This window comes from Saccharopolyspora sp. 6M, assembly GCF_020176775.1.
Taxonomy (GTDB): domain Bacteria; phylum Actinomycetota; class Actinomycetes; order Mycobacteriales; family Pseudonocardiaceae; genus Saccharopolyspora_C; species Saccharopolyspora_C gregorii.
Genome location: NZ_JAIUJZ010000083.1, coordinates 1 through 18400, shown reverse-complemented (window position 1 = coordinate 18400; position 18400 = coordinate 1). Strand labels below are relative to the sequence as shown.

Here is an 18400-nt window from a genome sequence, read left to right as displayed (position 1 = left end):
GTGGAACGTCCCACTCAGACCCGGACCGGTGATCATCTTTCCCCGGATGTGTGACCTACCCAATTACATTCAGTCGCCCGTTCCTGCGATGCTGTCAGTGTGACCGCGGATTCGGAGCGCTCATCGGACCGAGCGGAGCCGGAGCTGCGGGGGGTCCTCTGCGCCTTGGACGAGCCGCTGACGGCAGCGTGGCGAACCGTCGCCGCCGACCGCGACAACCTCGAAGTCCACCAGGGATCCGTGCTGGACCTGCGGGTGGACGCGGTGGTGAGCCCGGCCAACTCGTACGGCTGGATGCGCGGCGGGGTGGACGCCTTGTACTCGCGGGCCTTCCCGAACGTGGAGGAGTCGGTGCGCAGCGCCGTGCTCGCCTACCACGGCGGTGAACTGCCCGTCGGCGAGGCGCTGCTGGTGCCCACCGGTTCGCCCTGCCCCGCCTGGCTGGTCAGCTCCCCCACGATGCGCCAACCGGGTGAAGTGCTGCCCGCCGACACCGTGCACCCCTACCTGGCCGCGCGGGCCGTGCTGCGGCTGTGGGCCGCCGGGGTGCTGGAGAACGGGATGCGGGTGCGCGACGTGGTGCGCACCATCGCGCTGCCCGGGCTGGGCACCGGTGTCGGCGGCGTGGACCCGCGGCTGTGCGCGCACCAGGTCGCGGCCGCCTGGGACGAGACCTTCGCCCGCGCCGACCACGGCTGACCCACCACCGCACGAGCGAGCGCCCCACCCGGCCACCGGCCGGACGAGGCGCTCGCCGCGGGGCCTCACCGGTCTTCGGCGGGGACCCCGACCTCCTTGGCCGCGCGGTCGCGGACCGCGACCTTCGTCGGGGCGGCCTGCTCCAGGGCACCGCGGACCCGGACTTCGAGCACGCCGCGGTCGTAGTCGGCCTCGACCTGCTCACCGGTCACGCCCTTCGGCAGCCGGAAGCCGCGGCTGAACGCACCGCTGCGCAGCTCCCGCACCAGCACCCGGCTCGGCCCGGACCCGTCCGCGTCCTCGGCGGGGACCTCGGTGCGGGCGGTGCGGCTGCCGCTGATCTTGAGGGCGCCGTCGGCGACCTCGACGGACACGTCCTCGACGTCCACGCCGGGCAGGTCCAGCCGGAACACCAGGTCGGAGCCCTCGCGCAGCACGTCGGCCGCCGGGGCGTACCGCTGCTCCGCGCCGCCGCGCCCGCGGAAAGCACCGCGGACCAACGCGTCGAACTCCCGGTCCAGGCCGGCGAACTGGTCCCAGCCACGAACGGCAAGAGCCATCACTCATCACTCCTTCGTCGACTCCGGGACGTCACCGGCTCGGTTCCAGCCCGAACCGGATACCCGGTCACTGCGGTTGCATGAGTGCCAACGGCTCAACTTTGCGGATTGTTCCCGGCGCAGCGAACCTCTTTCCGGCGGCTCCGGTTGCAAGATCGATTCCACGCCGGGGCGGCGTCCGCTCGGCGCGGTACCGTCGGGGTCGCGTCCAACTAGGAGGTACCCATGCTGATCCGCCGCCTGGCCCGCCCGCTGCTCGCCGCGATCTTCATCAGCGGCGGCATCAACGCCCTGCGGGACGCCGAAGGACACTCCAAGGCCGCGGCGCCCTTCCTGGACAAGACGGTCGGCAAGGTCGAGGACTCCCTGCCGGAGCAGGTGCCGACCGACGCGGTGACGCTGGTGAAGCTGGACGGCGCTGTGAAGCTCGGCGCCGGGGTGCTGCTGGCGCTCGGCAAGGCTCCGCGGCTCTCCTCGGTGCTGCTGGCGAGCAGCCTGGTGCCGACGACGCTGGCCGGACACGCCTTCTGGGAGATCGACGACCCGCAGGAGCGCGCCGGGCAGCAGATCCACTTCTTCAAGAACCTCGGCCTCATCGGCGGCCTGCTGATCGCGGCCGTGGACACCGAGGGCAAGCCGTCCGTCGCCTACCGCGCCAAGCACGGCGCCTCCCGCGTGGCCGAGCAGACCCAGCTCAACGCGAAGGCCGCGAAGAAGGTCGCCCGCAGGGCCAAGCGCAGGGCCCAGCGCTGACCGCCGGCCCCGTGGCCGGTCAGGGGACCCTTACCTGCACGTCCGGGTGATGCGGTCGTAGCGTGAGGACGTGCCGGTACGCGTGCTGCTCGTCGACGACCACGAGGTGGTCCGTCGCGGCCTCCGGGACCTGCTGAGCACCGAGCCGGACCTCGACGTCGTCGCCGAGGCCGGCGGGGTCGGCGAAGCGGTCGTCCGGGCGCAGGCCGCCGAACCCGACGTCGCGGTCGTCGACATGCGACTGCCCGACGGGGACGGCCTGGACCTGTGCCGCAGGCTGCGGGCGCTGCCCACCCCGCCGCAGTGCCTGGTGCTCACCGCCTTCGACGACGAGCAGGCGCTGGTCGGCGCGATCAACGCCGGCGCCTCCGGGTACCTGCTCAAGCAGGTGCGCGGCAGGGACCTGGTGAACGCGGTGCGCGAGGTCGCGGCGGGCCGCTCGCTGCTGGACCCGGTGACGACCGCGCGGGTGCTGGAGCGGATGCGGCGCGGCGCCGAGCAACCCGCCGACGAGCTGGACGCGCTCACCGAGCAGGAGCGCCGGGTGCTCGACCTGATCGGCGAAGGGCTCACGAACCGGCAGATCGCGGAACGGCTGTTCCTGGCGGAGAAGACGGTGAAGAACTACGTCACCGCGGTCCTCGCGAAGCTCGGCATGGAGCGCCGCACCCAAGCCGCCGCCTGGGTAGCCCGCCGCCAGGGCTGACGTTCTTTGACTTTCCGCTCGTTTTGCGGAGTGGTCGGGTGGCGGAACCTCAGCTGCTTCCTCGCTGCGGGATCGTTTTCACCGGTGGCTCCGCCACAGGCGAAAACGCTGTCCTCGCGAGGAACCAGCTGAGAACCCGCGGGTGGTCCTGCTGCTCAGGTGGTCGGCGGCTCAGCGGCTTCGCCGCTGACGGGAAAATGACGCTAGCTGCGGCGTGGGTTCGGGGCTGGCGGTCAGAGCGGGACTTCCCAGGTGACCGTGGTTCCGCTGTCGGGTGAGGAGTGGATGACGCAGCGGCCGCCGGAGGCCGCCGCTCGCTCCTCCAGGTGCCGCAGCCCGCGCTTGGTGACGTCGCGCGGGATCCCGCAGCCGTCGTCGACGACCTGCAACCGCATCGCCCGGTCCGAGCAGCGCACCCGCACCAGCACGGCGCGCGCCCCGGAGTGCCGGACGACGTTGGAGAGGGCTTCGCGCAGCGCGGCCCGCAGGTGGTCGGCGAGCGCGACGGGCACTCCGCCGAGATCGCCGTCCATCTCCAGCTTCGGCGGCCTGCCGAGCAGTTCGCCGGCGATCTGCACCTCGGAACGGATGGAGTCGGCCAGGTCGGGGGCCTGCGCGGGCGTCTCCGGGTCGGCGGAGCGCAGGGTGCGCACGGTGGCGCGGACCTCGGCGATGGTCTGGTCGAGCTGGTCCATGGTGTCGGTGAGCCGCTCGGAGTCCGCCGGGTCGAGGCGCCCGGCGAGCCTGCGGTCCAGCACCTCCAGCTGCATCCCGGCCGCGTAGAGCCGCTGCACGATGACGTCGTGCAGGTCGCGGGCGATGCGCTCCCGCTCCTGGTAGACCGCGATGCGCTCACGAGCGGTGGAGCCTTCGGCGAGTACCAGCGCCAGCCCGGCTTGGGCGGCGAACCCGGTGAGCACCTCGACCGCGACCCGGGTGAACGTGGTGGCGCCGCGGCGCCGGTAGACCGCGAGCGCGCCGAGCCTGCGCTCCCGGGTGCCGAACGGGGCGACCGCGAACGGCCCGTAGATCCGCAGCGAGGGCGGCACGTACGGCGCGGTCATCGGATCGTCGATCAGGTCGTCGACGACGATGGGCACCCCGCTGCGGGCGACGCGGGCGGCGGCGGAGCGGGCGGAGAGCACCGCACCGACCGGGTCGCCGGAGGACGCGGGCTCGGCCGGGTAAGCGGCTTCGACGGTGAGCCTGCCGTCGTCGGCTCGGACCATGACGAGACCGAGGTCGGCTTCGGCGAGCGCGGCGGCGCGGCGCACCACCATCGGCAGCACCACGTCCGGGTCTTCGGCGGACAGGGCGGCCTTGGTGATCTCGGTGGAGGCGGCCAGCATGCGCCGGGCGAGTGCGGGATCCATGGCGTGCACGAGGCTAGTCCTCCGGTCCGCTCCTGACCTGCGCAGCAGGTGGGCGGTGTGACCTGGCCGATGATCGGCCGCGCGCGGGTCGGCGGTCATCGGGCGGCCGCCGGGGCGCGCAGGACGGTGACCGCGCCGTCGTGCACGCGCAGCACCAGGTCGGCCGCCTCGGCTTCGGCGGGCCGGTGCGTCACGTGCAGCACGGTGCGGTCGGCCTGGTCGCGCAGCCGCCGCAGGAGGGCCGCGGAGGTGGGCACGTCGAGGTGCGCGGTCGGTTCGTCGAGCAGCAGCGGGCCGTCGGCGAGCAGGGCGCGGGCCAGCGCGAGGCGCTGCGCCTCACCGCCGGAGAGCGCGGTGCCGCCGGAGCCGACGTGCTCGCCGAGCCGATCCGCCCAGCCGGGGAGCCCGGCCAGCCGCAGCGCCGCGCCGAGCCGCTCGTCGTCGGCGTGCGGCGCCGACATCCGCAGGTTCTCCCGGACGGTGGTGGACACCAGGTTCGGTTCCTGCGGGCACCAGGCGGCGCGGTCCGGCAGCAGCGCGGTCCCGCGTTCGGCGGGCAGGAAGCCGAGCAGCAGCGCGAGCAGGGTGGACTTGCCGCTGCCCGAGGGGCCGAGGACGGCGACGTGCGCTCCCGGCGGGACGGTCAGGTCGACGTCGCGCAGCGCGGGTTCGGCGGCGCCGGGCCAGCGCACGTCGACGCCCCGCAGTTCGATGCGCCCGTCGGTGGCGCGGGCGGCGGCCCCGGGTTCGGCGGCGGCGGGTTCGGCAGCAGCAGCGGAGTCGGCGGCGGGTTCGGCGCCCGCACCCGGTCCGGCCGCGTCCGGCCCGGTAGCAGCGCCGGTAGCGGCGGCCGTGCCCGAAGCGGTTCGGGGATCGGCGGCCGCACCGGATTCGGCCGCGCGCGGTTCGGCGGCCCCGGCGGCGAGCAGCGGCGCCAACCGGTCCTGCGCGGCCCGCAGGTTCCGCCACTGCTGCGCGGCGGGCGGCAGCAGCGCGACGGCCTCGGCGGCGGCGAGCGGTACCAGCGCCAGCAGCGGCGCGAGCTCCGGCGCGAGGCGCCCGGCGGCGACGGCGACCGCGCCGAGCCACGCCCCGCCGAGCACGGCGACGCCCACGGCGAGGGTGCCGACGGCGGTGGCGGCCCCGGCGCCGAACGCGGCGCGGCGGGCGCGGGCGGCGAGCCGGGCGTCGGCGGCGGCGAGTTCGGCGCGGCGCCCGGTGTGCGCGCCGAAGGCGAGCAGTTCGGCGGCGCCGTCGAGCAGTGCGAGCACCCGGTCGGCGACGTGCCTGCGCCCCGCGGCGACGGCGGTGCTGGCGCGGCGTTCCGCGGCGAGCGCCGCCGCGACCCCACCGGCTCCCGCGACCAGCAGCGACACCGCCAGCAGCGCACCGGCGGACGGCAGCACCAGTGCTTGCAGCACCACGGCGGCGAGCGCGACGAGCACCGCGGTCAGCGGCGGGAGCACGACCCGCGGCACCAGGTCGCGCACCGCTTCGAGGTCGTCGACGAGCCGCGCGACGCCGTCGCCGCGCCGCAGTCCGGCGGTGCGGGCCGGACCGAGCCGCACCAGCGCGTCCCACAACCGTTCCCGCAGCATCCCGGCGGTGCGGAACGCGGCGTCGTGCGTGACGAGCCGTTCCACGTAGCGCACGGCGGCCCTGGACAGCGCGAAGGTGCGCACGCCGACGACGGCGACGGACAGGGTGAGGATCGGCGGCTGCTGCGAGGCGCGGGCGATCAGCCACGCGGAGGTCGCGGTGAGCGCCAGCCCGGACAGCAGCGACAGCGCGGCCAGCCCGACCCCGGCGAGGGTGCGCGGGGTGATCAGCTCGCGGAGGGTGCCGCGGGCGGCGGGCAGCCCGGGCACGGTGCCCGCGGGCCCGTCGGCGGGCGCGAGTTCGGGTTCGGCGGGTTCGGCGCCGGGGCGGTGGCTGGCGAGCACGACGGTGGCGCCGCGCTCGGCGGCGCGCTCGATCGCCCGCTCCACCTGGTGCGCGGTAGCCGGGTCGAGGTGCGCGGTGGGCTCGTCGAGCAGCAGCACCCGGGCGACGCCGCGCAGCCGCAGCAGGGCGCGCGCGACGGCGACCCGCTGCCGCTCCCCGGTGGAGAGCCCGTCGACGGGCCGGTCCCGCAGGTGCGCTGCGGCGGCTTCGGCGAGGGCGTCGTCGAGCGCGTCGAGGGTGTCCGCGGGCTGGTCGGCGACGGCGAGTTCGAGTTCGTCGGCGACGGTGCCGCCGGTGAACGCGGGCCGCTGCGGCACCCACGCGAGGTGCCTGCGCCAGGTTCCCGGGTCGATGTCGCGCAGGTCGGTGCCCGCGTAGGTGAGGGTGCCGCGCTCGGGCCGGGTGAAGCCGAGCAGCACGCCGAAGGTGGTGGACTTGCCGCTGCCGCTGGGCCCGATGCCGTCGAACCCGTCGAGCCGCAGCACCTCCCCGGGCATCGCGGTGAAGGAGAGCCCGTCGGGCGCGTGCCGGCCGCGGCGGGCGACGGCGAGGTCCCGCACCCGCAGCGCGCGCGCCGCGCCGAGCTCGACGGGATCCCCGGTGCTGGCGGGCGCGTCGGTCATGATGATCTCGTCGGCGCGCCGCACCGCTTCCACGCCGTCCTCGCTGGCGTGGTGCGCGGCCCCGGCGGCGCGCAGCGGCAGGTAGCACTCGGGGACGAGCACCAGCACCAGCAGCCCGGTCGCCAGGTCCAGCTCCCCGGACACGAGCCGCAACCCGATGCCGACGGCGACCAGCGCCACCGACAGCGAGGAGCACAGCTCCAGCACCAGCGCGGACAGGAACGCGACGCGCAGCGTGGCGACGGTGCTGCGCCGGTGCTGGTCCCCGACCTTCCGGACCACGGCGCGCTGCGCGCCGGCCCGGCGGAACGCGGTGAGCACCGGCAGCGCCCGCACCAGTTCGTGCAGCTGCGCGGACAGCCGCTGGGTGTCGTCGGTGGCGCGCGCGGTGCGCTGCTCGGTGTAGCGGCCGACGAGCCACGCGAACAGCGGGATCAGCGGCACGGTGCCGAGCACGACGACCGCCGAGATCGGGTCGGACCACAGGATCCAGGCACCCGCGAGCAGCGGTACCACCGCGGCGGTGACCAGCGCGGGCAGGTACTTGGTGAAGAACGCGTCGAGCGCGTCGAGCCCCTTGGTGGCGAGCGAGGTCAGCTCCACCGGCCCGCGGCCGCGGATCCACTCGGGGCCGCGCCGCAGCGCCGAGTCGAGCAGCTGCGCCCGCAGTTCCTCCTTCGCCCCGGCGGCGGCGCGGGCAGAGGCGGATTCGGTGGCCCAGCCGAGCGCGGCGCGCGCCACGATCGCCGCGGCGAGCACGCCGAGCCGGTCGGCGACGGCGGCCGCACCGACCCCGGCGGTGACGACCTCGGCGAGCGCGCTCGCCAGGGCCCAGGCCTGCACGATCAGCGCGGCGGCGTTGCCCGCGGCGAGCAGCCCGGCGACGAGCAGCGCCCACCGCGCCGACCGGGACAGCCGGGGCAGGGCGCCGAGCGGCCCGCTCACGGCGCGTGCACCGGCGGGATGTGGTGGGTGCCGATGCGCTTGCGGAACACCCAGTACGTCCAGCCCTGGTAGATCAGCACGGCCGGGGTGCCGAACGCGGCGACCCAGGTGATGACGGTGAGCGTGTAGGGGCTGGAGGCGGTCTCGGCGATGGACAGCGAGAACGCCGGGTCGAGCGTGGAGGGGATGACGTTCGGCCACAGCGCCCCGAACAGGGTGACGACCACGCCGGCGAGCGCGATGCCCTGCAGCGCGAACGCCTGCCCCTCCCGCCAGGAGATCATCCGGGCGAGGGCCGCGAGGGCGGCGGCGAGCGCGATGCCCAGCGGCACCCACGTCCACGCCTCGCCCTGGGTGAGCTGCGCGATGAGCAGCAGCGCGATCACCGGCAGCAGCAGCACCGGCCCGAGCCGCAGCGCGAACTTCCGCGCCCGCTCCCGCACCTCGCCCGCGGTCTTGAGCGACAGGAACACGGCGCCGTGCAGGAACGAGAAGCCCCACACCGCCAGCGCCCCCACCACGTTCGGCAGCGTCAGCAGCACCAGCGGCCCGCCGACGCGGTCCCCGTTGGCGTCCAGCGGCAGGCCGAACACGCTCGCCGACAGCACCAGCCCGATCATCATCGGCGCGATCCAGGAGGCGAGCACGATCACGGTGTCCCAGGTGCGCCGCCACCGCGCGGTGTCGACCTTGCCGCGGTACTCGAAGGCGACGCCGCGCCCGATGAGCACCAGCAGCAGGAGCAGCAGCGGCAGGTAGGCGGTGCTGAACAGGGAGGCGTACCAGCCGGGGAAGGCGGCGAAGGTGGCGCCGCCGGCGACGATCAGCCACACCTCGTTGCCGTCCCACACCGGCCCGATCGTGTTGATCAGCACCCGGCGTTCGCGCTCCTCGCGGCCGAGGACCGGCAGCAGCATGCCGACGCCGAAGTCGAAGCCCTCCAGGAACAGGTAGCCCAGCCACAGCGTGGCGATCAGGGCGAACCAGAAGGTGGGCAGGTCCATCACGTTCTCCATTGGTGGCTGATGTGCTCGGTGAGTCGGCTAGCGGAACCTCAGTGGCCTTCTCAGTTCAGTAGGCGAACGACAGCGTCTCGCCGTCGTCGGATTTGTCGTCGTCGGAGGGTTCGTGGGGCATCGTCGCGGCTACGCCGCCCTTGACGAAGCGGACGATCAGGAAGATCTCGACGCAGGCCAGCACGCCGTACACGGTGGTGAGGCCGATCAGCGAGGTCAGCATCTCCCCCGGCGTCACCCCGGAGGACACGGCCGACGCGGTGTACATCCACACCCCGTCCACTCCGGAGGGGTTCGGGTTGGGTGCGACGACGAACGGTTGCCTGCCGAGCTCGGTGAAGATCCAGCCGAACGCGTTGCCGAGGAACGGGGTGGCGATGCTCGCCACCGCCAGCGGCCCCCACCAGCGGCCCTTCGGGAAGCGGCCACCGCGGGTGAACCAGAGGACGGCGACGGCACCGAGCGCGGCGACCCCGCCGAAGCCGATCATGAAACGGAAGCCCCAGTAGGTGGCGGGCAGGTTCGGCACGTAGTCGATGGGCTGCCCGGCGAACTGACCGAGCCGCGGGTCGTCGGGGTAGTTCGTGCCGTAGGCGGCCTGGTACTGCGGCACCAGCGCCTGCACGCCCTCGACCTCGCTGGTGAAGTCGCCGTTGGCCAGGTACGAGAGGATGTAGGGCACGGTGAAGCTCTTGACGTCCTCGCAGTTCTGCCGCCCCACGTCGCCGTAGGCGAAGATCGAGAAGCTGGCGGGCTCCTCGGTGTGGCAGAGCGCCTCGGCGGAGGCCATCTTCATCGGCTGCTGCTCGAACATCAGCTTGCCCTGCACGTCGCCGGAGATCGCGAGCCCGGCGAAGGCGACCACGCCGACCCAGGCCCCGAGCCGCATCGAGGTGTGCCAGAGCTTCCGGTCCTCGTCGTCGCGCGGCGAGTTCCGGTGGTGCCGCACGATCTTGTAGGCGCCGATGCCGATGAGGAACGACCCGGCCACGGCGAAGCAGCCGAAGACGGTGTGCGGGAACGCGGCGAGCACGGTGTTGTTGGTCATCACCGCCCAGATCGAGGTCAACCGCGGCCGCCCGTCGACGACCTCGATGCCGACCGGGTGCTGCATCCACGAGTTCGCGGCGAGGATGAAGTAGGCGGAGGCGACCGTGGCCAGCGAGAACGCCCAGGCGCAGGCGAGGTGCACGCCCTTCGACAACCGGTCCCAGCCGAAGATCCACAGGCCGAGGAAGGTCGATTCGACGAAGAACGCGACGATGCCCTCCATCGCCAGCGGGGCGCCGAACACGTCGCCGACGAAGCGGGAGTACTCGCTCCACGCCATGCCGAACTGGAACTCCTGGACGATCCCGGTGACCACGCCCATCGCGAAGTTGATCATCATCAACTTGCCCCAGAAGCGGGTCATCTTCAGGTAGCGCTCGTTGCCGGTGCGCCACCACGCCGTCTGCATTCCCGCGACCAGCAGGGAGAGCCCGATGGTCAGCGGAACCATCAGGAAGTGGTAGACGGTCGTGATCCCGAACTGCCACCGGGCGATGTCGAGGAGTTCCACGCGGCCAGTCTGCCGGGGCCGGGCACCCCGGTTTCAGGGGCCGCCGTCCCCCTCGTGCCAGGACGGAGGTCCCGGGTCCGACCAGGACTTTCGTCCCGGGTCGCCGCGGCGGGATGTGATCTTTTCTACCGGACGGATCCCATGATCGGAACCCCTCTCGCCCGGATCGGGGCCGCGGCGGCGCTCGGCGCGGTCCCGGGGATCAGCGGAGCGCTTCGGCCACCGCTCGGGCCGAACCGGCGACCAGCGGCCCGACCTCCTCGACGGCGAGGGGTTCCAGCGCGAGGACGCCGACGCTGGCGCGCAGCGAGGGCACGCCCAGCACCGGTGCGGCGACGCCGTAGCCGCCGCAGTGCAGCTCGCCGCTGCTGCTCACCCACGGCGGCCCGTCCGCGAGCAGGTCCACGGCCCGGCCAGCGGCACCACGCTGCACGGGGTGCCGGGAACCGATCCGGTAGGCCACGTGGTGGCTGGTCCAGGACGGTTCGGCGACCGCGACGGCCTGCGCCTCACCGCCGTCGGCGACGGTGAGGTGCGCGGTGGCGCCGACCTGCTCGGCGAGCTCGTGCAGCGCGGGCGTCGCCGCGAACCGCAGCTGCGGCAGCACGCGTCCGGCGACGCGCAGCACGCCGAGCCCCAGCCGCACCCGGGTGCCCTCCCGGCGCACCAGTCCCCGGTCCTGCAGCGGGCCGAGCAACCGGTACACGGCGGCGCGGCTGACGCCGACGGTGGCGGCGAGGTCGCTGATGGTGGGGGCGGCGCCGTCGGCTTCGGCGACGGCCTGCAGCAGGTTGAGCCCGCGCTCCAGGGTCAGCGAGGTCTCCTTGGCGGGGGCGTCCTTGGCCGCGCCGCCCACCGGGTGCCCGTGGCCGCCAGCCGGGCCGCGGCGTCCCGGGTCAGCGGGACCGGGCCGGTGCGCCGCCCGCGGCGGGGCCGGATCGGGAGGTCGCGCCGGGTCGGGGGTTCGGGCCACCGGTCACCTCCAGGTCGCGGACAGCACCGTGCCCGTCACCTCGCTGAGGCCGATCACCGAACCGTCCGGTCCGGGCGCGGTCCCCCCGAGTGTGACCCGATCACCGTCCTGGAGGAAGGTGCGCTGCTCCCCGTCGTCCAGCGTGATCGGTTCGGCGCCGCCCCAGGTGAGCTCCAGCAGGCAGCCGCGCTCCTCCTTGGCCGGCCCGGACACGGTGCCGGAGGCGAACAGGTCGCCGGGCCGCACGGTCGCCCCGTTCACGGTCAAGTGCGCGAGCTGCTGCGCCGGGGACCAGGCCATGTCGGCGAACCGCGGCCGGGACAGCACGATGTCGTTGCACCGCACCTCCAGCGACAGGTCCAGCCCCCACGGCTCGGTCTCGGCGAGGTAGTCGTGCAGGGCGTGCTCCCGTTCCGGCAGCGCGATGCGCGCGTGCTCGAAGGCCTCCAGCGGCGTGATCCACCCGGCGATGGACGTCGCGAACGACTTCGCCAGGAACGGGCCCAGCGGCTGCGATTCCCACAGCTGCAGGTCCCGCGCGGACCAGTCGTTGACCAGCGCCACGCCGAAGCAGTGCTCGGCGAAGTCCTCCGTCGGCACCCGCGACGCGGTCTCCCCGCCGCACACGAAGCCGACCTCGGCTTCGAAGTCGAGCCTGCGGGTGGGGCCGAACGCGGGGTTGCGGTCGCCGGTGGTGCGCCGCTGCCCGCTGGGCCGCGGCACGTCGGTTCCGGAGACGCGGACGGTCCCGGCACGGCCGTGGTAGCCGACGGGCAGGTGCGTCCAGTTCTCCGGCAGTTCGCTCGCGCCGCGGCGCAGGATGCGGCTGACGTTCCGCGCGTGGTGCGGCGAGGAGTAGAAGTCCACGTAGTCGGCGACGGTGAACGGCAGCACCATCGTGTGCCAGTCGGTGCGCACCAGTTCGGCGCCGGCGGGCGCGCGGTCGGCGGTGACCAGTTCGGTGAGCCGCTCCCGCAGTTCCCGCCAGCGCGCCCGCCCGGCGGCCAGCAGCGGGTCGAGCGAGCGGGCGCCGACCAGTTCGGACAACCGAGGACCCAGCGAGTCCGCGACACCGCGCAGCGGCAAGGCGTGCTTGCCGACCCGCACGGCCACCACCGGTCCGCTCGCGGTGACCAGCACCCCGTACGGGAGCGTCTGCGGTCCGAACGGCTTGTCGGCGGCGAACTCGGGGTCCTCGATCCAGGTCACAACAGCCCCAGCCCTTCCAGGTCGGTCACCGGGTCGGTCAGCGAGCAGGAGCCGTAGGAGGCGAACACGTCGCGCACGGCGGTCGCGGCCGCGTCGGACAACGAGCCCGCTTCGGCGGCGAGGGCGTCGCCGTCGGCGCTCTCCAGCGCGTCGCGCACGTCCTTGCCGGACAGGCAGCGGGCGGTGGCGACGAGCAGGTTGAGGAAGCCGTGCTGCATGAACCCGGTCGCCGGGTCGGCGCCGCGGACGGCGGTCTGCATGCCCGCGGTGGTCTTGAACGGGACGCTGAGCGTGCTGACGGTGGCGAGGAAGTCGGCGACGACGTCGACGGGCGGCACCGATTCGGAGGTGGGCCCGCCGGTGCGCAGCTTCGGCCAGCAGCCGTGCTCGGCGACGCGCTTGATGCCGTCCAGCCAGCCTTCGGGGCTGCGCCGGGGTTCGACGACGCGGATGACGTCCTCGGGCACGAACTCGGAGACGCGTTCCAGCCAGACGTCGTCGACGTCGGAGGGCGCGGGCATCTCGACCATGCGCAGCGCCAGGAGTTCCTGGCGCCCTTCGATGATGGACAGCGCCTTGGGCACTCCGCCGAGCCCGGTGTCGCAGACCAGCGACAGCGGGACCGGTTCGGCCGGCTTGGCCTTGGCGAGCTCGGTGATGAGCTCGGCCAGCCGGGAGGCCTGGCACAGCATCGGGCCCATCACGCCCGAGTACTCACCGGTCCGGGCGGCGAGGTGGGCGTTGACCGCGTGGTCGACTTGCGCGCTGCCCGGTGGGAACAGCGCTGCGTCGTCGACCAGTCGGGCGAACAGTGGCGGGATGCCGCGCGGACCCGGCGCGCGAAGCTCAACAGCGCTTGACACGGCAGACACGCTAATGCCGCGCCGTTCGGTGAACAAAGGTGGCCGAGGAACGGGCGTCCGGCGGTCTTCCCCTGCTGCCGTTCGGTGGATCATCACTGCTGGTGGCGGGCTCCGCCGGGCCCCGTTGATCCACTCGGGTGATCTCGCGGCGGCTGCGCGGGGTGGCCCCGCGGCCGTTCCGCTGCGCGGATCGATCTCGCCACCAGCCGGTCGGGAACCGCGCCGATCCCTCCTCCGGTTCCGCGCCGGGCACCGTCCCGGACCGCGGGAGAACCCCGCGCGGCGGTGGGAACTTCCCGCGCACAGCCCCGCGGTGGGCCGATCAGCTGGTAAGACGGACAGCGGCTTTCCCCTGCGGACCTGCTGGGTTAGGCTTACCTAAGTTGGAGGTGAGCGGTGCGCGAGAGGACGACACGTCGCCCGGCCAAGCCGAACCCGGCGGAGCGGGCCCGAACGATCGCTAGACGAGGTGGCAGGGCCGCGTTGATGCCTTCCGGGGAGAGTTCGGCCCGGATCGCACCGCTGCTGCACCACGTGCATCCGGACGGCACCGCCACGGTGCTGCTCGGCGACGACCACCCGCTGGTCGCGACGGCGTGGCAGGCGCCGCGGACCGAGATCGCGGCGGTGCTGGAGGTGGCCGACCCGACCCCGGTCCAGCTGCGCGAGTCGGTGCGCGGACTGCTGTGGCTGACCGGCCAGATCCGCGTCCTGACCGGGACCGACGCCCGGGAGGACGTGCTGGCGGTCGCCGAGCAGCGCCCGGACAGCCGGCTGCTCGACGCGGGCCACGGCGCCTCGGTGCTCAAGCTGGAACCGGCGTCGCTGGTGCTGGCGGACGCGGAGGGCACCTGCTCGGTGCCCGCCGCCGAGTTCACCGCCGCCCGCCCGGATCCGTTCTGCATGTTGGAGGACGGCTGGCTGCGGCACCTGGAGAGCGCCCACCGGGACGTGGTGGGCATGCTCGCGCGGCACCTGCCGGACGACCTGCGCGGCGGGCACATCCGCCCGCTGGGCCTGGACCGGTTCGGGCTGCGGCTGCGGGTGGAGTCGGCCGACGGCGATCACGACGTGCGGCTGGCGTTCTCCGAGCCGGTGGAGACCGCGGAGTCGCTGGGCCTGGAGCTGCGCCGCCTGGTCGGCTGCCCGTTCCTGGCTGGCCAGCGCTCGGCCTGATCCCGTTGCGGCGGCGCGGGTTCCGCCGCGCCGCGCGGGTACGGTTCCGCAGGTGAGCACCTTGCGCGAGTGGCTGGTCCCGGCCCGCCCCGAGGAACCGGCCCGGCTCGCCGATCCGGCGCAGCGCCGCGCGATCGGCGTGGAGCTGGTCGTGGTGTTCGCGGTGACGCTGGGCATGTCCGGCCTGCAGAGCCTGCTGTCGCTGCTGGACGCGCTGTCCCAGCCGCAGTCGCTGGCGGACCAGGCGGTGGCGATCAACGCGCCGCAGGCGGAGGCCGGGCTGCTGGACCTGGCGCAGCAGCTGGCGAACGTGCTGCGGCTGTTCGCCTGGGGCGCGCTGGGGATCTTCCTGCTGTGGCGCGGCGGGGTCGCGCTGGCGCGGATCGGCCTGGACCGCTCGCGGCCGTGGCGGGACGCGCTGGGCGGCGCGGGGCTGGCGGCGCTGATCGGCGTGCCGGGGCTGGGGTTGTACCTGACGGCGCACGCGCTCGGGCTGAGCCTCACCGTGCAACCGTCCACTTTGGACGACGCGTGGTGGCGGGCGCCGGTGCTGGTGCTGTCGGCGTTCGGGAACTCGTTCGCCGAAGAGGCGCTGGTGGTGGCGTACCTGCTGACCCGGTTGCGGCAGCTGGGCTGGTCGGAGAACCGCTCGCTGTGGGCGTCGGCGGTGCTGCGCGGCAGCTACCACCTGTACCAGGGCTTCGGCGGGTTCGTCGGGAACGTGGTGATGGGCCTGGTGTTCGGCCGGGTGTGGCAGCGCGCGAACCGGTTGTGGCCGCTGGTGGTCGGGCACGCGCTGATCGACGTGGTGGCGTTCGTCGGTTACGCGGCGCTGCGCGGGAAGGTCGGCTGGCTCCCCTGACGGCCCCGCCCGGCGAACGGCCCACCCGTCCGGCCCGGTCGGGCGAACGGGCCGTCCGCCCGGCGGTCGGCGGGTCGATCCGAGTCGTCGACGGTGGACAACGGATCGCCCTTCCGGTGGTCGTTCAGCGCAACGTTCGATGTTTTTCACGCGCGGGCAGCCCTGTTTTCGATCGTGACGGCTAGGCTCGATGACGTGAACCCACGCGCGAGCGAACCGCACGTGCGCAGCGAGGTCGGCCCGCTGCACACCGTCCTGCTGCACCGCCCGGGCGACGAGCTCAAGCGGCTCACCCCGCGCAACAGCGACCAGCTGCTGTTCGACGCGATCCCGTGGGTGGACCGCGCGCAGGCCGAGCACGACGCGTTCGCCGAGGTGTTGCGCTCCCGCGGCATCGAGGTGGTGCTGCTGCACGAACTGCTGGTGGAGACCCTCGCGGATCCGCGGGCGCGGGCCGCCGCGGTGCACAGCGCGGTGGACGAGCGCGAGCTCGGCACCGACATCGCCGACGTGCTCCGCTCCCACCTGTCCACAGTGGACGAGAAGGCGCTGGCGGGTGCGCTGATCGCGGGCATGACCTTCGAGGAACTCCCCGCCGCGGAAGGCGATTCGCTGGTGCGCCGGATGCACCTGCCGCACGACTTCGCGCTCACCCCACTGCCGAACCTGCTGTTCACCCGCGATTCCTCGGTGTGGGTGGGAGATCGCGTCGCGGTCGCCTCGCTCGCGATGCCCGCGCGCCGCCGCGAATCGGCGATCACCGACCTGATCTACGCCTACCACCCGCGGTTCTCCCGCTCCGGCCGCGCGTACGGCGCGCACTCCGCGCCGGTGGAGGGCGGGGACGTGCTGCTGCTGGCGCCGGGCGTGGTCGCGATCGGCGTCGGCGAGCGCACCACCCCGGCAGGCGCGGAGTCCTTCGCCCGCTCGATGTTCGCCGACGACCTCGCGCACACGGTGCTGGCGGTGCCGATCACCCAGCAGCGCGCGTCGATCCACCTGGACACGGTGTGCACGATGGTCGCCGAGGACGCCGTGGTGATGTACCCGGCGATCCAGCACTCGCTGACCGCGTACTCGCTGCGCCCGCACGAGGACGGCGTGTCCGTGTCCGGCCCGGAACCGTTCCTGGAATCCGCGGCGCACGCGATGGGCATCGACCGGCTGCGCGTCATCGACACCGGCCTGGACCCGGTGACGGCGGAGCGCGAGCAGTGGGAGGACGGCAACAACACCCTCGCCCTCGCCCCCGGCGTCGTCATCGCCTACGAGCGCAACGTGGAGACGAACTCCCGCCTGGAGGCCGCCGGCGTGGAGGTCGTGCGCATCAGCGGCTCCGAACTCGGCACCGGCCGCGGCGGCCCCCGCTGCATGTCCTGCCCCATCACCCGCGGCGAGCTGTGAGCTCCCGCTAGGACCGGTGGTTCCGGCGGAGGTCGAGGAGGGTTCGGGCCTGGCGCCCGCATTCGGGGCAGGTCGGGTCGAGCCAGTCCACATCGGACGGTTCGACGAGTTCGCCCCCGGTGCCGCACAGCGCGCTGCGCCACTCCCCCTCCCGCGGCGGCCGATCCGGGCTGAACGCGTGTCGAGCGCCGCCCATCGGGCGCCAGTAGACGACGAGTCCTGAAGCACCACCAAGCACGCCGATCACCTCTCATCGCTGCGGGAACCCACCCGGGAAGAGCGGCGGCCCCGGCTCCGGGGTCGGGGAGGTACCGGTGCCGAGTCCGCCGCCGACAGTGACTCGGAGTGGCCTATCGTCACCGTCTGACACGAAGCTAGTGCTCCGCGAGCGAATTAGCTAGCGACCTGTTCGACCTGAACCTGATCGAGTGATCGACTACGAGGTGGTTCCGCATGGCACCGAACTCACCGACCGTCGCCAACTGGGCGCTGGGCCGCCGGATCCGGGAGAAGCGCGAAGCCGAAGGGCTGCCCGGCGCGGACGGCGCGAAGCGCGTCGGCATCACGCCCGCGTTCCTCTCCGAAGTGGAGAAGGGCAAGAAGAACCTCTCCCCCGACAAGATGGAAGCACTGCTCGGCGCCTACGAATTCACCACCGAGGAGCAGGAGGAGCTGCGCGACCTCCGCGACCAGGGCAGCCGACGCGGCTGGTGGACGAGCTACAGCGCGCTGTTCAGCAACGAACTCCTCCGCCTGTTCGGACTGGAGCACGGGGCGGAGAGCCTCTGCACCTACGACAACGGCCTCGTGAACGGACTCCTCCAGACCGAGGACTACGCCCGCGCGATCATCGAATCGGGCACGCCCAACGTCCGGCTCGCCGAAGCCGATCGACGGGTCCAATGCCGCATGATGCGCCAACGACGCCTCACCGGCGAAGATCCGCTACGCATTCGAACGATCATGACCGAATCCTCGCTGCGCCAGCAGATCGGCGGTCGTTCTACGCTCCGGAACCAACTCGACCACCTGGCGAACCTCATCGAGGATCATCCGGACCACGTCGAGGTGTGGATCATTCCGTTCGAAGCGACCGGCGGCGACGCGCTCGGCGGTTCTTCCTTCATGCTCCTGGACTTCCCGAGCGGCCGGCTCCCCACGATGCTCTGGCAGGAAACCGTGACCTCGACCAGGCTCACGTCCCATCCGCTGTCGGTGCGGGAGTACAGCATCGCCATTTCGTCGGCAGCGGAGCATTCCCTGAGCAGGGAAGATTCCTTGCGATTGATCAAGAAGGCATCGAGTGAGCTTTGACCCGCTCCTATAGTGAGATCCATGGAACGGATCGACATCAGCACGTCGAGCGGCTGGCGGAAGTCGAGCCGCAGCGCCAACAACTCGCACTGCGTGGAGGTCGCCGTGGCCGAGGACGTCGTCGGGGTCCGCGACACCAAGGACCGCCTCGGCGGCACCCTCACGTTCACCCGAGCACGATGGACCTCCTTCCTCACCGCGCTCGACCGGCCCGATCGCTGACGGAAGCCGGACCTCGGTCGAGCCCGATTGGAGTTCCGGCCATGCAGCCAGAGCGCGAAGCAGCCACCCGCAATCGGCCCCCTTGGCGGAAGTCGAGCCGCAGCAGCAGCAACTCCTACTGCGTGGAGGTCGCCGTGGCCGAGGACGTCGTCGGGGTCCGCGACACCAAGGACCGCCTCGGCGGCACCCTCACGTTC

18 protein-coding genes are annotated in these 18400 nt (G+C 73.3%); 9 read left to right on the top strand and 9 right to left on the bottom strand.

Annotation, left to right across the window (positions count from 1 at the left end):
* The first annotated feature begins 99 nt into the window (after window positions 1-99).
* Window positions 100-699 carry a macro domain-containing protein gene (locus LCD31_RS13195; protein ID WP_374201655.1) on the top strand — a complete coding sequence of 200 codons (600 nt, stop codon included), beginning with the start codon at window positions 100-102 and terminating at the stop codon, window positions 697-699.
* Window positions 700-764: 65 nt separating this feature from the next.
* On the opposite strand, the gene LCD31_RS13190 is transcribed toward LCD31_RS13195, so the two are convergent.
* Window positions 765-1259 (bottom strand): Hsp20/alpha crystallin family protein, encoded by a 495-nt coding sequence (locus tag LCD31_RS13190; RefSeq protein ID WP_224958381.1) that lies wholly within the window; start codon window positions 1257-1259, stop codon window positions 765-767.
* A gap of 225 nt (window positions 1260-1484) precedes the next feature.
* On the opposite strand from LCD31_RS13190, the gene LCD31_RS13185 reads away from it, so the two are divergent.
* Both LCD31_RS13185 and LCD31_RS13180 read left to right on the top strand, forming a co-directional pair.
* Window positions 1485-2012 carry a DoxX family protein gene (locus tag LCD31_RS13185; protein ID WP_224958379.1) on the top strand — a complete coding sequence of 176 codons (528 nt, stop codon included), beginning with the start codon at window positions 1485-1487 and terminating at the stop codon, window positions 2010-2012.
* 70 nt (window positions 2013-2082) lie between these two features.
* Window positions 2083-2718 (top strand): response regulator transcription factor, encoded by a 636-nt coding sequence (locus tag LCD31_RS13180; protein WP_224958377.1) that lies wholly within the window; start codon window positions 2083-2085, stop codon window positions 2716-2718.
* Window positions 2719-2951: 233 nt separating this feature from the next.
* On the opposite strand, the gene LCD31_RS13175 is transcribed toward LCD31_RS13180, so the two are convergent.
* The 7 genes from LCD31_RS13175 to LCD31_RS13145 all read right to left on the bottom strand — a co-directional run bounded on the left by LCD31_RS13175 (window position 2952) and on the right by LCD31_RS13145 (window position 13225).
* The gene (locus LCD31_RS13175; RefSeq protein WP_224958375.1) at window positions 2952-4091 is read right to left on the bottom strand and encodes a GAF domain-containing sensor histidine kinase; all 1140 of its coding nucleotides are present in this window, start codon (window positions 4089-4091) and stop codon (window positions 2952-2954) included.
* 95 nt (window positions 4092-4186) lie between these two features.
* Entirely contained in the window at window positions 4187-7603 is a 3417-nt protein-coding gene (gene cydD, locus LCD31_RS13170) for a thiol reductant ABC exporter subunit CydD (protein WP_224958373.1), read from the bottom strand.
* Window positions 7600-8607 (bottom strand): cytochrome d ubiquinol oxidase subunit II, encoded by a 1008-nt coding sequence (gene cydB / locus LCD31_RS13165; protein ID WP_224958371.1) that lies wholly within the window; start codon window positions 8605-8607, stop codon window positions 7600-7602. Before cydB ends, cydD begins: the two co-directional genes overlap by 4 nt.
* 67 nt (window positions 8608-8674) lie before the next feature.
* Window positions 8675-10180, bottom strand: a complete 1506-nt coding sequence (locus LCD31_RS13160) for a cytochrome ubiquinol oxidase subunit I (RefSeq protein WP_224958370.1) — start codon at window positions 10178-10180, stop codon at window positions 8675-8677.
* A gap of 202 nt (window positions 10181-10382) precedes the next feature.
* On the bottom strand, window positions 10383-11036 hold the full coding sequence (locus tag LCD31_RS13155) for an IclR family transcriptional regulator (protein ID WP_224958418.1): 654 nt from the start codon (window positions 11034-11036) through the stop codon (window positions 10383-10385).
* A gap of 120 nt (window positions 11037-11156) precedes the next feature.
* Window positions 11157-12362: a fumarylacetoacetate hydrolase family protein gene (locus LCD31_RS13150; protein ID WP_224958369.1), complete on the bottom strand. Its 1206-nt coding sequence runs from the start codon at window positions 12360-12362 to the stop codon at window positions 11157-11159.
* Complete coding sequence (locus LCD31_RS13145; protein ID WP_224958368.1) at window positions 12359-13225, bottom strand: hypothetical protein; 867 nt, start codon at window positions 13223-13225, stop codon at window positions 12359-12361. The genes LCD31_RS13150 and LCD31_RS13145 overlap by 4 nt, the downstream gene beginning before the upstream one ends.
* Before the next feature lie 396 nt (window positions 13226-13621).
* On the opposite strand from LCD31_RS13145, the gene LCD31_RS13140 reads away from it, so the two are divergent.
* The 3 genes from LCD31_RS13140 to LCD31_RS13130 all read left to right on the top strand — a co-directional run bounded on the left by LCD31_RS13140 (window position 13622) and on the right by LCD31_RS13130 (window position 16667).
* Window positions 13622-14401, top strand: a complete 780-nt coding sequence (locus LCD31_RS13140; RefSeq protein WP_224958367.1) for a DUF2470 domain-containing protein — start codon at window positions 13622-13624, stop codon at window positions 14399-14401.
* Window positions 14402-14453: 52 nt separating this feature from the next.
* On the top strand, window positions 14454-15263 hold the full coding sequence (locus LCD31_RS13135; protein WP_224958366.1) for a CPBP family intramembrane glutamic endopeptidase: 810 nt from the start codon (window positions 14454-14456) through the stop codon (window positions 15261-15263).
* 222 nt (window positions 15264-15485) lie between these two features.
* Window positions 15486-16667 (top strand): arginine deiminase, encoded by a 1182-nt coding sequence (locus tag LCD31_RS13130; protein ID WP_224958417.1) that lies wholly within the window; start codon window positions 15486-15488, stop codon window positions 16665-16667.
* A gap of 7 nt (window positions 16668-16674) precedes the next feature.
* On the opposite strand, the gene LCD31_RS13125 is transcribed toward LCD31_RS13130, so the two are convergent.
* A complete protein-coding gene (locus LCD31_RS13125; RefSeq protein ID WP_224958365.1) occupies window positions 16675-16905 on the bottom strand; it encodes a zinc finger protein in 231 nt (76 codons plus the stop codon).
* A 215-nt stretch (window positions 16906-17120) separates the two neighbouring features.
* On the opposite strand from LCD31_RS13125, the gene LCD31_RS13120 reads away from it, so the two are divergent.
* The 3 genes from LCD31_RS13120 to LCD31_RS13110 form a co-directional block, all read left to right on the top strand.
* Entirely contained in the window at window positions 17121-17981 is an 861-nt protein-coding gene (locus LCD31_RS13120) for a helix-turn-helix transcriptional regulator (protein WP_224958364.1), read from the top strand.
* A 21-nt stretch (window positions 17982-18002) separates the two neighbouring features.
* Complete coding sequence (locus LCD31_RS13115) at window positions 18003-18203, top strand: DUF397 domain-containing protein (protein WP_224958362.1); 201 nt, start codon at window positions 18003-18005, stop codon at window positions 18201-18203.
* Window positions 18161-18400: DUF397 domain-containing protein (locus tag LCD31_RS13110; RefSeq protein ID WP_374201654.1), on the top strand; the 240-nt coding region annotated here is incomplete at its 3' end. The genes LCD31_RS13115 and LCD31_RS13110, both read left to right, overlap by 43 nt.